Annotated in this window: 12 protein-coding genes and 1 pseudogene; 8 read left to right on the forward strand and 5 right to left on the reverse strand. The window is 70.7% G+C overall.

Annotated elements, in window-relative coordinates; all coding sequences use genetic code 11:
- Window positions 1-2 precede the first annotated feature (2 nt).
- On the forward strand, window positions 3-512 hold the full coding sequence (locus JKP76_RS10640; RefSeq protein ID WP_200490800.1) for a hypothetical protein: 510 nt from the start codon (window positions 3-5) through the stop codon (window positions 510-512).
- A gap of 534 nt (window positions 513-1,046) precedes the next feature.
- Here JKP76_RS10640 and JKP76_RS10645 read toward each other — a convergent pair.
- Window positions 1,047-1,349 (reverse strand): DUF6308 family protein, encoded by a 303-nt coding sequence (locus JKP76_RS10645; protein ID WP_200493157.1) that lies wholly within the window; start codon window positions 1,347-1,349, stop codon window positions 1,047-1,049.
- 124 nt (window positions 1,350-1,473) lie between these two features.
- Between JKP76_RS10645 and JKP76_RS10650 the strand changes: the two are divergent.
- A pseudogene (locus tag JKP76_RS10650) lies at window positions 1,474-2,640 on the forward strand (IS3 family transposase).
- A 6-nt stretch (window positions 2,641-2,646) separates the two neighbouring features.
- Here the strand turns inward: JKP76_RS10650 and JKP76_RS10655 are convergent.
- Window positions 2,647-3,054, reverse strand: coding sequence for a DUF6308 family protein (locus tag JKP76_RS10655; RefSeq protein ID WP_200490802.1), 408 nt, complete (start codon window positions 3,052-3,054; stop codon window positions 2,647-2,649).
- A 99-nt stretch (window positions 3,055-3,153) separates the two neighbouring features.
- Between JKP76_RS10655 and JKP76_RS10660 the strand changes: the two genes are divergently transcribed.
- The 6 genes from JKP76_RS10660 to JKP76_RS10685 all read left to right on the forward strand — a co-directional run bounded on the left by JKP76_RS10660 (window position 3,154) and on the right by JKP76_RS10685 (window position 10,313).
- The gene (locus JKP76_RS10660) at window positions 3,154-4,101 is read left to right on the forward strand and encodes a hypothetical protein (RefSeq protein ID WP_200490803.1); all 948 of its coding nucleotides are present in this window, start codon (window positions 3,154-3,156) and stop codon (window positions 4,099-4,101) included.
- A 263-nt stretch (window positions 4,102-4,364) separates the two neighbouring features.
- Window positions 4,365-5,519: a hypothetical protein gene (locus JKP76_RS10665; protein WP_200490804.1), complete on the forward strand. Its 1,155-nt coding sequence runs from the start codon at window positions 4,365-4,367 to the stop codon at window positions 5,517-5,519.
- Window positions 5,520-5,681: 162 nt separating this feature from the next.
- Window positions 5,682-6,953, forward strand: a complete 1,272-nt coding sequence (locus JKP76_RS10670; protein ID WP_200490805.1) for a hypothetical protein — start codon at window positions 5,682-5,684, stop codon at window positions 6,951-6,953.
- A 155-nt stretch (window positions 6,954-7,108) separates the two neighbouring features.
- Window positions 7,109-7,819 carry a hypothetical protein gene (locus JKP76_RS10675; RefSeq protein WP_200490806.1) on the forward strand — a complete coding sequence of 237 codons (711 nt, stop codon included), beginning with the start codon at window positions 7,109-7,111 and terminating at the stop codon, window positions 7,817-7,819.
- 211 nt (window positions 7,820-8,030) lie between these two features.
- A complete protein-coding gene (locus JKP76_RS10680) occupies window positions 8,031-9,368 on the forward strand; it encodes a hypothetical protein (RefSeq protein WP_200490807.1) in 1,338 nt (445 codons plus the stop codon).
- Window positions 9,369-9,527: 159 nt separating this feature from the next.
- Complete coding sequence (locus tag JKP76_RS10685) at window positions 9,528-10,313, forward strand: hypothetical protein (RefSeq protein WP_200490808.1); 786 nt, start codon at window positions 9,528-9,530, stop codon at window positions 10,311-10,313.
- Between the two features lie 548 nt (window positions 10,314-10,861).
- Here the strand turns inward: JKP76_RS10685 and JKP76_RS10690 are convergent.
- The 3 genes from JKP76_RS10690 to JKP76_RS10700 all read right to left on the reverse strand — a co-directional run bounded on the left by JKP76_RS10690 (window position 10,862) and on the right by JKP76_RS10700 (window position 13,603).
- The gene (locus JKP76_RS10690) at window positions 10,862-11,407 is read right to left on the reverse strand and encodes a hypothetical protein (protein WP_200490809.1); all 546 of its coding nucleotides are present in this window, start codon (window positions 11,405-11,407) and stop codon (window positions 10,862-10,864) included.
- A 450-nt stretch (window positions 11,408-11,857) separates the two neighbouring features.
- Entirely contained in the window at window positions 11,858-12,304 is a 447-nt protein-coding gene (locus JKP76_RS10695; protein WP_200490810.1) for a DUF1579 family protein, read from the reverse strand.
- A 297-nt stretch (window positions 12,305-12,601) separates the two neighbouring features.
- Window positions 12,602-13,603: a zinc-binding dehydrogenase gene (locus JKP76_RS10700; protein WP_200490811.1), complete on the reverse strand. Its 1,002-nt coding sequence runs from the start codon at window positions 13,601-13,603 to the stop codon at window positions 12,602-12,604.
- Window positions 13,604-13,620 lie beyond the last annotated feature (17 nt).

The raw sequence follows: 13,620 nt of genomic DNA on the forward strand, positions 1-13,620 counted from the left end.
CCATGAACCGCAATAGCACCGACCCTTCCTCCCGGCTGGAGGCCGCGATGCGCGCGGGAGCGCAGGCCTTCCTGGCCTCGCTCGACGGCCTGGACGAGTCGCCCACAACACCGCCCGCGGCCACTGCGGCTGCAGACGGGGACCTCATCGAGTACGACCCCTTGGTCGACCCGGTTCCGCTGCCCCAGGACCCCGCGCACGACGCCCCCAGGGCACACAAGGGGATGGCAAGCGTGACCTACGTCGGCGCAATCGCCCGCATCAACGCGACTCAGGGTCGCGGAGCCACCACTGGCGAGGTGCGCAAGTACGCGCTCAAGGCCGGCTACCCCGACGCTCGCGCCGTCAACGGGTGGGCTGACCGACCGGGGAGCGAGGACCGTGCGATCAAGAACATCGACGGCCTCCGCTACGTCAAGGCCGATTCGCTCGAGTGGCTCCACGGAGTAGCCGCCGAGATCGGCATCAAGCTGGTCGGGGACTACAGCTCCCTCCCGATCCCGCCTCAGTAGGCAGTACGCATCGGGCCCTTCGGGGGTCACTGCGCGTCCATGGCCCCGGTGCGTTCTCGCTGTCCCGGCAGCACTGGCTCCCAACCGCCCGCGCGAGCGGCGTGGGACTGAGTCTGCGAGGGCGCCCGAGCAACAGCGAGAGCTCGACCCCAGGGCGTCGGGCTCTCAGGTCGAGAGCCGGTCAGCCGGGCCGACTTGCACGTCGCCGCCGACATGGACAGCTCCGCCAGAGAGGTCGTTGAGCGGCTACTGGCCCTGCAGGCTTTCCACGCCCACAGCGACGGCTCGTACAGCGTCGAGCCGCGCCTGCTGACTGCCCGGCGGGCGTCGCTGACCTGACCGATGACGCCTTTGACCGGTGCGGACATGCAGCTGCCCCGACCGTGACCGTCGGGGCTGCTGGCTTCGCAAGGTCACGTGATCAAAGGTCCAGACTGCACCGGCAACCATCGCTGAGACCATGCCTACGCGCACCTGAAGGGCGCGTTTCGTCGACGTGCGCCGTCGACGAAACCAAGACGCTAGGGAGTCAACTCAGTCGCGGCGCAGCCAGGTCCACAGGGCGACGTCGAGTACGCGCAGTGGCACATCATCGCAACGCACGCCGTGGGAGGTCCTCACCTGCTCGGTGAGCTTGACGAGGCGGCGGCCGATGGCCTCGTCGCGCATCAGGAATGCGATCACCTGCCAGTCGACCCGGCGGGTGCCATACCGCCGGATGGGGGTGCCGTACAGCCCCAGCCCTTCGCAGACCACCCGGTCGCGCACCGGGAACAGTCGAGGGCGCTTGCGGGCGCACAGCTTCGCTGAGGTCACCCACGGGTTGGGCTTGGCCACCCACGGGTCGCAGCAACCGCCGTGAATCGCTCCCGCCAAGGTCTCCATCGCCTCGAAGGGACTGCCCAGGGTTCGGTTGACTCCTTGCCTGTGAGGTTTCGGCCTCGCTGGAAGGATCAGCACCGTGCCCAAGCCGTTCCCCAAGGAGTTCCGGCGTGACGTGATCGCGGTGGCCCGGCAGGGCGACCAGTCGATCGCACAGGTTGCCAAGAGCTTCGGGATCTCCGAGTCCTGCCTGCAACGCTGGCTGAAGATCGCCGACCGCGACGACGGCCTGGCCGCCAAGACCTCGCCGCCGGCCGGCTCGAGCACCGGCAGCGACCTGGAAGCCGAGAACCGGGAGCTGCGCAAGCGGGCCAAGCAGCTGGAGCAGGAGAACGAGATTCTGCGCCGGGCGACCGCGTACTTCGCCCGCGACGTCCTCCCAAAATGATGTACCCGCTGGTCCAAGACCTCGCCGCCGACAAGATCCCTGTCGCGGTGACCTGCCGGGTGCTCGGCTTCTCCAAGCAGGCCTTCTACAAGTGGCAGGCCAACCCGGTCAGTCAGCGCGACTGGGACGACGCGCACCTGATCAACGCCGCGATCGACATCCACCACGACGATCCGGAGTTCGGCTACCGGTTCATCGCCGACGAACTCGCCGACAAGGGGCTGCGGGCCTCCCGCAACCGGGTCAACCGGCTCTGCACCTCGCAGCGGCTGTGGTCGGTGCACTCCCGCAAGCGCGGCCTGAACCGCAAGCCCGGACCGCCGGTGCACGACGACCTGGTGCGCCGGGACTTCACCGCCGAGCGCCCCAACCAGCTGTGGCTGACCGACATCACCGAACACCCCACCGCCGAGGGCAAGCTCTACCTCTGCGCGATCAAGGACGCCAGCTCCAAGCGGATCGTCGGCTACTCCATCGACGCCCGGATGACCTCCGAGCTGGCGGTCAACGCGCTCCGTAATGCCATTGCTGCGCGGCCCGGTCGGCGCGATCATGCACTCGGACCGCGGCAGCCAGTTCCGTTCCCACGCCTACGTCCGGGCTCTGCGCGAGGCCCAGTTGCGCGGCTCGATGGGCCGAGTCGGAGCGTGTGCTGACAACGCCGCCATGGAGTCCTTCTTCAGCCTGCTGCAGAAGAACGTCCTCAACCGACAACGCTGGACCACCCGCGAGGAACTACGACTGGCGATCGTGGTCTGGATCGAGAAGACCTACCACCGCCGCCGGCGCCAAGACGCCCTCGGCCGCATGACCCCTATCGAGTTCGAGACACTGACCCAGACCGCTCACGCGGCCTGACCGCCCCTACCGAGACGAGTCAACTGAAGTCTGGGCAGTCCCGAACGTGGTGTGGTCGGCCGTTGCGAGGTCTGCGTCAGAAGGCAGCCCGGCCAGTCCCTGCTCGATGTCCGCGCGGATGCCGGGGTCGCTGAGCAGCCGCCGTGTGGTCAACGCGTCAACGCCGGCGTTGAGCACTGTGAGGGCGTGCAGGTCGGCCGCGGTGATGGTGGTCGGGTCGACGGGCGCCAGTTCGAGGAAAGTTGTGCCGGCGCCTCGCCGGACGGGGTCGTAGTGCTTGCCGAGTCGCTCGGTGGCCGGTCGGGCGGTGTCGTCGGAAAGTGCCTCCATCGTCACCTCTCGCGCGTACTCCAGCTCGCTGGACGCCGGCCGCGGCCAGCCTTCGGGAACGTCCGGCGGGGGAGGGGTGACCATGGCGCGGACCGTAACGGGCGGAACTCCCGCATCCAGGAAGGCGGAACCGACGGTGCGTCAGGAGAGGCCGGGGAGGACCGGGTGGGGCACGATGCTGCGGTGATCGACTGGCCGGGAATCTGGGCCGCGGTGGCGGCGCGGGTGGCGGCGCATCGGGCGGCCGGCCGCGGGCATCTGCTGACCGAGGACACCGTGCGGCTGGAGACGGTGCTTGTGCTGGAGCAGTTCGGTGTCGCACCGGGGCGCTTGGCTGCCGAGGTCCTCGCCCCCGAACTCGCCGGAGGCAAGCTCGACCTGGTCGTGGACCCGCCCGGTGGCGTCGCAGTGGAGCTGAAGTACCCGCGGGACAGCCGCACCGGCTTCTCGCCAGACACGATGACGTTCGGTGAGCTGCTACGGGACTTTCTGCGCGTGGCCGCGGTGCCCGCTGATGACCGGTGGGTGGTGCAGCTGCTCAACGACCGGCTCGCTCGCTATGTCATCAACGCCTGTCTTCGTCACGGCCTTGCCTGGCCCGAGGCCGTCGGCGGCACCATGACGCTGCCCGCTTCGGCTCTGGCCGGTCTGCCGGTGACGGCTGTCCGCGCCATCGGTGCTGCTGCGGTGTCGGGCACCGTGTCGGCGACCTGTGCCGTCATCGAGCCGGCGGGTGAGGGGCTCTTGCTCTACGCGTTCCGGATCGACCAGTTGCCCGCCGCCGAGCTAGTCACCGGAGTCATAACGGCCGGAGTCGATGCCAGCGAGGCAGCGGCCCACACCGACGCCGCCGTCATCGCGAAGCGCTCGAGTCGCGAAGGGGCGCGGGCGGAAATTCTGGCCGCGGCTCAGGCCGTCGTCAGCCGTAGCGGTCAAAACGCCTTCACGATGCCCGAGGTCATCGCGGAGATGCGTCGTCGCGGCACCGGCTACGCGGAGTCGACGATCCGCACGATGATCGGCGCTCACCTGTGCGCCGACGCCACCGGAGTTGGCACCGCCGGCTACGCCGACTTCACCCGTGACGGCAGAGGCCGGTACCGGTTCAGGTCGTCGGGGGCTGTCCGCTGACCTTTGGCCACGGCATAGGTCTCCGCTCGGCCCCGGCCTAGTGACAGTAGGTCGGGACCGAGCGGAGGGCAGCCGAGTCGGTCCAGCCTCGGCCGCGGCGCGCCACCGTGTCTGGACCACGACGCCGCGCACTGACGACATCGGCAGCAGCGAGCACGACTCGAGGCGCTGAGCAGCGATCTCACCCGATCGGAGGTCTCCGGTGCGGCCGGTCAGCGAGCGTCGGCGGAACTGTCGTACCCCCGCCGTAGCGTGCGCCGCAGATGAGCTACTCGACTGAGCAACGACGCCACGCCGCCGCATGGAAGCACCACACCGAAGCACTGCCGACGGCCGCGAAGGCCCCGGCGCCGTACGTCGCCAAGGACGGCCGGGCGGGCGGCCCGGCGTACGAGTTCTGCCTCCCGGCGGCACTCGCGGAGCACAACCTGCTGCCCGACGTGCGTGACGCCGCGTTGGCGCTGTTCGCCGAGCTGGGCATTCCCTGGCATGCCGGCATCGGCGGCGGACCGGGCAACCACCTGCTGTCTTCGCAGGTGCAGTGCGTGAACGCCTTGGGCCAGACGGTCAGCGACCCGGCCCGGGTCGCGGCCGCGTTCGGCAGCACCGTGCCGGTGGGCGAGGTCCTGGAGATCGAGCCGGGCCGGTACCTGACGTTCGAGTACATCGGGCCGACCGACTTCTTCAGCGAGGCACCCGGTAGCGACCGGATCCGCGGCGCGCGCTGCACCAGCGTTGACGCGGCCTTCCTGCACCGGGCCCCCGATGGAGGCCGGGAGCTGGTGCTGGTGGAGTGGAAGTACACGGAGTCCTACCGGCTGCGCGACCCGGAGCCGGCACGCGACGAGACCCGACGCCGACGGTACGCCGCGGCGGTAGCCGACCCCGCCGGCCCGATCCGTGACGGTGTGCTGCCCTTCGATCTGCTGCTGGACGAGCCGTTCTACCAGCTGGTGCGCCAGCAGCTCCTGGCGCACGCTTTGGAGAAGGCCGGCGTCGCCGACCGGGTCCGCGTGGTGCACGTCCTGCCGCCGGACAACCAGGCCTACCAGCGGTCCCTGCCGCGCCCCGAACACCGCGCGCTGGGCCAGTCGGTGTCGCAGGTATGGGAGCAGCAGTTGCTGCGCCAGACCGACCGGTACACGGTCATGGACCCCGCAGTGTTCCTCGACCCCGACCTGACCAGCCGGGAGTACGTGCTGCGCTACGCACCGGATGTGGTGTGGGACGAGGACGGGCTGGCGGCTGCGCTCGACGTTGACAGCGTCGACGCGATCGAAGACGCCCTCGATTGGGACGGTGACCTGGAGCTGGAGGCCGACGGCGTGTACCTGCGCGTCGGCACGACCGCCACGGGCCTCAGCTACCCGTTCCGGCTGTCCGCCCTGCAGGAGCTTGCCGCAGAGCTCGAGGCCTGAGCCGTACCGCGCACCGGCCGCTCGGTGGGCGGGCGCGTCCGCCCCCATCGAGGCAGGGCACTCCCGCAGCGCGTCGCGTTCCGGCACGCTGACGAGCCGATAGGCAGGACCGTGCCGCCGTTCCACGTTCTCGCGGCGAGACCAGGAAAGGGCGAGCTCCCCGTGATCACCCATGACCAGCTCAAGGCCGCACTCGAACGCGCCGGCGCGCAGGACGTCACCGACAAGCAGGACCGCAAGAACTCCATCTCATCCACGGTCATGCGGTGTCGACTCGATGGCCGGCGGACCGTCGCAGTCGCCAGTGGTGCGTCGACCGAGACCTGCATCGGTGCCGTTCTCGATCTGCTCGACCTGCACCTGCACGGGGCCGGGGCGTCTGCGGGCGAAGGTGAGCCCGCCGGCGAGGTCGCCGTTGTGCTCGGTGAGCGGGAGAACACCGAGGCGCTCGACGCGATCGGCTCCCTGCTGGCCGCCATGAGCGGCGGCCCGGCGGTACACATCTACACCGCCGACGCGACCGGCCTCCGACAGCTGCCGCCGCTCGCCCCGGCCGACTTCTCCACCAGCGCCAAGGCCGTCCGGTACCTGGGCCTGATGGACCGCCTCGAGGACGGCCCGCCCGACCTACTGCGCCGGCTGCAGAAAGAGGTCGGCCGCACGGAGCTGCGTGCCTACCCGATGCTGACCGGCTATCCCGATTGGTCGCTGCGGCTGGAAGGACTGGAGGTCGGCCGGATTCGTGCCGGACGTGGATGGCTGGACGTCGGCAAGGTCGGCCGAACCGGTAATGAGGGCGAGGCGCGCCGAGCCTGGCGAGCGGCCGCGGTCCAGCCCGACGGGGGCACCCGACTCATCGTGCGCGACGACGACGAGCAGAGCGTGAAGCTGGCCGTGGCCGCACTGACCGCCTTCGCCGACGACTGGTTCCGCGCACCGGCCGCTGGAGCTGAGGCCAAGCAAAACGAACACGCATTGGAGTCACGCATCCTGCGCGGCGCGTGCCCGATCGGTGTTACCTCCGGCCGGCTGGAGCTCCTGCAGCCCGATGACGGCATGACCAACTGGGGCAGCCAGTTCCCCACCCGCTGGGGACACACCACGGGCAACGCCGCCCGCTACCTCGACGCGCTGATGCGCCAGGGCTCCGTGCCGTGGGCCGTGGAGATGAAGGTCCGCGGTGGTGGGGGAGTGGGCGGCTACTACCGGCACGCCGTCGCCCAGGCGGTCCTGTACCGCCAGTTCATCCGCAGCGCCAGCCCGCTGGACCCGTGGTTCAGCCGCCACGGCTTGGACCGCACCGCGGTGCGGGCCGCGGTGGCCGTTCCAGTGCTCGATGAGCAGCCGGTGTGGCGTGACCGCCTGCAGGGGCTCTGCGATCTGATGGACGTGGAACTGGTGCAGGTTCCTCACGAGTACGCGGCCCTGCGCTGATTCTGTTGTGCCGGACGTTGTCGCCGGGGAAGTTGCTGCTCCGTAAAGGTCGGAAGGTCACCGGCTACCGCCCAGTGACGCCCTAAGCTCACGCGGACCCCGGAGCCGGAGGTCCGAGTGGGATCTGGGGGGGTCGGGGCATGGGTGACGGCGGTATGCGGTACGAGCTGAAGACCGTGAAGGCCATACGCGGTACCGAAGGCAGGTCGGTCGCTAAGTGGCAGAAGGACGGCTGGGAGCTCGTCGACCAGAGCGCGGGCACCTTGCACACGACGCTCAACTTCCGGAAGCCGAAGCCGCCACTTCCTGTGCGTCAGATCGCGATCGCCGGTGCCGCCGTCCTGGTTCTCGCCGGCGTCATCGGAGTCGGCGCCCTGCTCGAGGGGAATGGAGACAGCAAGAACTCCGCATCGGCTACCTCGACGTCCGTGACGGCCGAGGAGTCGGACGCCCCGCCGGCGGCCGAGCCGACCGAGCAGGTAGACGCCCCGCCGGCACCCGTGGCGACCGAGCCGGTGGACACCCCGCCCACGCCCGTCACTGACACCACGGTCGATGAACTGCTCGATGCGCTGAACGCCGGCAGCTCGAGTGGCATCGCCACCGGGGACCGGTTCAGGATCACGGCCGAGTTGTTCGAATCCGACGCGTGGGGAGTCGGGGCGTCCGGGGACTTCGTCGTCTACGTGATGGCGAAGGGTGGAGCGGACGACCTACCGGTGTTCGTCGACGAGTCGGACGCGGACGGCTGGCAGAACGGCACGCGAGTCGAGATGGTCGTGGAGGCCGTGGAAGCCACCATCAACGGCGAAACCACAGACGGCTGGCTGCAGGCTGAATCGGTGAAGACAGCTTCCGGCGCCTAGCTGACCGGCGGCCCCCGCGAGTTGTCGCCGCTCCTGTTCCTCCCGTCCTCCATGAGGTGTCGCCAGGCCGGCTAGGGCCTCCAGCGCGCGGCGAGCTTTCGGTGCGGGTTAGGCGACCGAGCCGCCGATGCTGGTGGCGTCGAGCGGCCCTCCCGCCTTCACTCTGCTCGGGGATGGTGTCCGCGCACGTCTCACGGCAGGGTCGGGGACCATGCGCGCAGCGGACATTGCCATCGGGCGGACGTACGCGTGCGCGGCCCGGGGCCGCGCTGTGACGCGAACCGTGCCCGTGGTGGTGCTGGCAGCGCCGGTCGCTGGCCGTGTTCGGGTCCGGTTCGCCCCTGATGCCGACGCGGCGCTTCTGGATGCGCCCGAATCTGGGCACGAGGACGACGTGTCCACGCGATCACTGCTGAGCCCATGGGAGGACTGGGCGGCCGCTGCAGCGCGGGAATCGGGCGACGCTGCGCCTGTCGTGGTCGAGCGACTGCCCGAACTCACCACGGACGACGCGCTTGTGCAGCGCCTGGACGACGACAAGGTCCTGGTGCTGGGCAACACCGGCTTGGTTGCTCACTTGGGGAAGCCGCTGTACACGCTGTCCCCGCAGCTGACGCACGCAGCGACCGCCGAGTTGGGCACAGCGTTCGGCGCAGCGGCCGCGGCCCTGCAGGCGGCTAGCGCCGTAGAGGACGTCCGGCAGGCCGGACTGGTGTTCAAGGTCGCGAAGAGCAGCGTCGAGCAGTTCCGGCAGTTCGACGCCGTGATGTCGAACGGGGAGATGCTCGGAGTTCTCCGCGGAGACAAGGGCATTCGGGCGTTGGTGCGGTGGCAGCAAGCAGGGACCGGGTTGCGTTCGCTGGCGTCGGTATCCGGGCTGATCTTCGTCGCCGCTTCGCTCGCCGGTCAGGCGCGGATGATGAAGACGCTGACCGCCGTCGGCTCCGCCCTCGACAACCTGAAGGGGATGGAACGGGACCAGCAGATCGCCCAGCTACGGGCGGACCGTCGACGGGTGGTCAAGGTGGTCGAGCTCGCCTCGTTGCTGGGAGCGCTGCCTGAAGCTCTGGCGGCCGAACTGCCTGACCGCCGCGCGTTGGAGGTGCAACTGGAGCGCGCTGCCGAGGAGGTCGCCCGGCTCAAGCGGGACCTCGGTCGACTTCCGTCGAATGCTCGCGAGAAGCTCGAGGCGCTGCAGACCACCGTGCCCGATGTGATGTTCAGCCTTGCCTACTACGCCGAGGCGGAGGCCACGTTGATGGTGGCGGAGTTGCTGCACCGGTACGCAGTCGCCCAGACCGACCCGACGACCGCAGCACTGCTGGAGGACTACGAGCTGAAGCAGCGGGAGGAGCGGGCCGCGGTCGGCGTTGCCCTCGTTGACGGCATCAGCAAGGCCATGAAGGCCGTGGAGGCAGAGCCAGGCGGGGGATGGTTCGCCGGGAGCACACGGCAGAAGGTGGAGGCGCTCGCCGGCGAGGTCCGCGGAGAGCTAGCCGCGCTTCGAAGGAGCGGTTCCCGGCGCGCTCGGCGACAGCTTTCGGCTTGACGGGATCGCGGCCAGCCGTGCATCCAGCCGGACGAGATCGCTGTCGCGTCTAGGCATCGAAGGCGGCGACCGCGGAGAGCCGGAGGAGCCACGGCGACCGTCTCACCGGATCTCGAAAGGTTCCGTGACGCCTGCGCATACGTCCGCACGGTCGGGCACATGCGCAGGGCGAAGGTGATGGGACAGCTGGACTTGTTCGACGCCGACGGCGTCGAACAACTGAAGGGGGTCTCCGAGACGCACGACGGCGGCCAACCGGATGGGAGCGACGGGCCGACGCGCGTTCCGATGAAAGTGTCGCCGACCCGGGTCACGGTTTCCGACAGGCGACACTCTTCCGCCGACCCGGGCACCGACCGGGATGTCAGCCAGCAGGCACACAATGCAGCCGTGACCGACGACTCTGGGTTCGACTTCGACGCCACTGCGGCGAACGCGGAAGTGGCGCTCTCCGCCCTGAAATGGGTGGAGCAGGCCCGGGCCCGCGACGTGTTGAGCGTCTGGGGCGGCATGGACGCCGACTTCCGCCTGTCCTACGTGCAGATGTGGGTACTCAACAACCCGCGAGCGCTCAACGACCCGCTGACTGGAGGCGCGTCTCGCGAGCAGTTGGCGGAGCAGTTGGCCGCGTTGCCGCCGGCGCATCCTCTGTGGCCGCACCTGGAGCGGGTGCTCCGCCGCGACCTGGTCGACGTGATCGCGCGCATGTTCGACGACCGGGAGCTCGGCACGGGAACCCGGCCCCGGTTGGTCGCCCCCGGGCTGGAGCTGATTCGGGTGACACCGGTCGACCAGGTGCCGCAGCAGGCCGACGGGACGCACGTGTGGGAGAGCGACACGGCGGTGCAGTCGCTATCGCTGTTCCTGTCGCTCGGTCCGGCGGGGTGGCTGGTGGCCGGGTGGGGTGACGGTGTGATGCGGCCGGGGTGGCCGCCCGCAGCATGAGGTGTTGGCCACCCCGGCGGACTGAGCTGCGCGGCGACCAAGGCGCGGCTTGGTCGAGTGTCGTTCGCTGGAGCAGAGGCCCATGACTGTCGTCCCATGGGCGCCGACACTCTGGTCGGAAGTCACGGCTCGAGTGCGGAAGGGGCCGGGCTGTGCGGGTCGCGGAAGACAGCAAGCCCGCTGACCACTCGACCGAGGAAAGACCGATGAACACCGCCGCCCCGGCGTTCCGCTGCCCGTCCTGCGGCCCGGAGCCCGACCCCCGACCGGGGCTGCCCGCGCCGTCCGCGACATGCCTGCCCGCGCAGCTCGGTCATGTCCAGCCCGCCTTGCTGCGGGTACCCATCGACGTGCACTTCACCAACGGCGCAGCATCGCCACGGCACACCCGCACCCCATCGGTGCGGGCCTGCCGCCGTTCGAGCCCACGACGTGGGCGTTGGACGGACATTGGATGACCGACGACAGCTGATCCAGTCGCGACGTCACCGCCAGGTGACGAGCACAGAGGGGTGCGGGGACCTGGTCTCCGCACCCCTCTGGCGTTGCTACCGGCGGGTGCGCAGCCAGACGACGAGGGCGAGCACCGGCACGTACAGGGCGGGCAGGTTCCGGGCGAACCAGGCCGGCAGGTAGATGTCGGTGACCCCGCCCGCGGGTGCGCCGGCCCGCTCGGCCAGTCCCGTCAGCGGGCACCGGAAACCGGCCCCGACGAAGACCAGGCACTCGGCCGCGACGACGGCGGCGGCCGCCGCGACCCGCCTGTCCCGACGCCCGCGGACGGTGGACCACAGCAGGAAGCCGACGCAGAACTCGATCGTGGCCCAGAGGGCGGTGTGCCCCGCCTTGATCAGCGCCAGGATGCGGGGGCGGGCGGCCGGCGGATGACGCCGGCGGTGCTCGGCCTCCGCGCGCGACCGGATGCCCCGCAGCATCCGCCGCATCATCGGCCAGTCGCCGAGCTCCAGAAGCAGGACCGCCGCCGGACGCCGCCGGTCGTAGGTGACGCGCAGCCGGGTGGCCAGGCGTGTCCGGTCGCCAGGCAGCGGTGCGAGCCGCCAGGCCCACGTGCTCGTCGGCGTGCGCCACAGCATCCACCGCGGCTCGTCGTAGGGAGTCGACGACGAAGGAGGTCTGCTCCGTCGGCCGCGGGGACATCGGGAGCCATCTGCCCACGCGGAGGTCCTGCAACGAGGGCACGATCGCCGTGGCGCTCGGGTGACCGAGGTTGTCCAGCAGGTCGTCGGCGTACCACCCGGAACGGAGGCAGCCCACCTGCACCAGCCAGGGCCACAGCTCGTCCGGCAGCGCCGCGATGGTGAGGGCTCGGGTGGCCCCGAGGTGCGCATCGGCCACCCGGTCGTCGCCCGGGAACGGTGCCGCGACCTCCGCCGGAGTCGCACCCCAGTGCCGGTGCCAAGGACGCAGCAGCGGTGCGATGACGAAGCGCGGCAGGTCGGCGAGGACGTCCCGCACCTCCCGTGCGAGCTCCGCCGCGGTCGGTCCGGCTCGTTCCACGGATCGCGCGGGCGTGGGCACGGCGATCAGCCGGCCGCGGTCGAGGGGGCCGACCGCGTCATCCGGTAGCGCTCGACCAGCGTCCACGTGCCCCCGGCGACGGAGACCTCGTTGGTCCACTCCGCCGCCGCCGGGTCGGAGACGTCCCACGTCAGCCGCAGTCGGATCGGGGCATCCCCGACCGAGGCGTACACCAGCCGGTCGCCATCCAGGCGGCCGCGCATGACGTCGGCATGGCCGTAGTTGTCGGCCAGCGTGGCCCGGTACTCGCCGGCGTCGGCGTCCCAGCCGGTGACCCAGTGCAGCTGCCAGGTGAGCAGGAAGGTGCCGTCCAGCAGGAACTGGTCCTGCCGGTAGTCCCCGACGATCCACAGCCCGTCGTGCAGGCGGGAGTGCACGCCCGACCCTCGGGCGGTCATCGCCGGGCTGCCCGGCCCCATCCCGTCCGGCTCGATGGTCCCGGTCCAGGTCACCGTCGGCGTAGAACCGGTCGAGCGCGGCCATCTCCGGGCCGGGGTGACGCGGTCGCGGCACGCTGAGCAGGGACGCCGGGTCGGTCATCGCACGTCCTCCGGAGCCGTCGGCAGAGTGCTCGGACGGACCCGAGGGTGATCCCCGCGCGTCCGGCGGCCCAGGGTCGACCGCCCCGGTGGCGGCGGGACCTCGGTCGCCGGCGAGCACGCGTGCGGAGACACGGAGGGGTGCGGAGACCTCGTCCCCGCACCCCTCTGCCGGTGCTCGCGACGGACCGTCGTCCGCCGCGGACTGCCTCAGTCGTCGTCGGTGGCGACGACCTCCTCCGGTGCGTTCGGGGTGAGGACGACCCGTCCGACGGCCTTGCGGCTCTCGATGTACTCGTGCGCCGCGGCGGCCGCGGACAACGGGAAGGTGCGGTCGATCAGGACGGCGAGCCGGCCGGCGGCGACGTCGTCCACCAGGCCCTGCACCATCTGCTGCACGCGCGGTGTGGTGATCTCCCCGCCCAGGTAGACGCCGGTCAGCGACTGGTTCTGCATGCCCAGCACCCCGGCGTTGAACGGCGTCACGTCCCGGCCGGCGTTGCCGACGGTGATGGCGCGGCCGCGGCGGCGCAGGCAGGCGACCGACTGCTGCAGCGTCTTGCCGCCCACCGAGTCGACGACGACGTGCACCCCGCGCCCGCCCTCGGTCAGCCCGCGCACCTCGTCCACCCAGCCGTGCTTGGAGTAGTCGACGGCGTGGTCCAGGCCGAGCTCCTTCAGCGGCTCGAGCCGGGCGAGGGACGACGCGGTCGCGATCACCGTCGCACCGGCCCGCTTGGCGAGCTGGATGGCGGCGACCCCGACGCCACCGGCACCGGCCTGCACCAGCACCGTCTCGCCCTCGGTCAGCCGGCCGAACTCGAACAGGCAGTCGTGCGCGGTGCCGTACGCGACCGGCACGCAGGCGGCCGCGGCGATGTCGGCCCCCTCGGGCACCTTCCACGTGGTCCGCGCCGAGACGGCGAACAGCTCGGCGTGCGACCCGTGGCTGCTGGTCGCCACCACGCGGTCGCCCACGGCCCGGTCGGTCACGTCGTGGGCGACCGCGACGATGGTCCCCGCGGCCTGGTACCCGACGATGTGCGGCACGGTGATCAGCGGGCCGCCGAGCCGGTTGAGGGTGTCGCCGCCCTCGATGGACACCGCCTCCACGCGGATCAGCACCATGCCCGGGCCGACCTCCGGGTCCGGCACGTCCTCGTACTGGAGGACGTCGGGGGGACCGTTGCGGTGGTAGACGGCTGCCTTCATGCGTGCACTCCTGATCG

It is taken from the genome of Blastococcus sp. TML/C7B (assembly GCF_016612845.1).
In the GTDB taxonomy this organism is placed as follows: Bacteria; Actinomycetota; Actinomycetes; order Mycobacteriales; family Geodermatophilaceae; genus Blastococcus.

Bases quoted from the DNA above. Each gene is read 5' to 3' on its own strand.
- JKP76_RS10685 (WP_200490808.1), top strand. From the start codon at position 9,528: ATGCGCAGGGCGAAGGTGATGGGACAGCTGGACTTGTTCGACGCCGAC.
- JKP76_RS10700 (WP_200490811.1), bottom strand. From the start codon at position 13,603: ATGAAGGCAGCCGTCTACCACCGCAACGGTCCCCCCGACGTCCTCCAG.
- JKP76_RS10675 (WP_200490806.1), top strand. From the start codon at position 7,109: ATGCGGTACGAGCTGAAGACCGTGAAGGCCATACGCGGTACCGAAGGC.
- JKP76_RS10640 (WP_200490800.1), top strand. From the start codon at position 3: ATGAACCGCAATAGCACCGACCCTTCCTCCCGGCTGGAGGCCGCGATG.
- JKP76_RS10665 (WP_200490804.1), top strand. From the start codon at position 4,365: ATGAGCTACTCGACTGAGCAACGACGCCACGCCGCCGCATGGAAGCAC.
- JKP76_RS10655 (WP_200490802.1), bottom strand. From the start codon at position 3,054: ATGGTCACCCCTCCCCCGCCGGACGTTCCCGAAGGCTGGCCGCGGCCG.
- JKP76_RS10690 (WP_200490809.1), bottom strand. From the start codon at position 11,407: ATGCTGTGGCGCACGCCGACGAGCACGTGGGCCTGGCGGCTCGCACCG.
- JKP76_RS10680 (WP_200490807.1), top strand. From the start codon at position 8,031: ATGCGCGCAGCGGACATTGCCATCGGGCGGACGTACGCGTGCGCGGCC.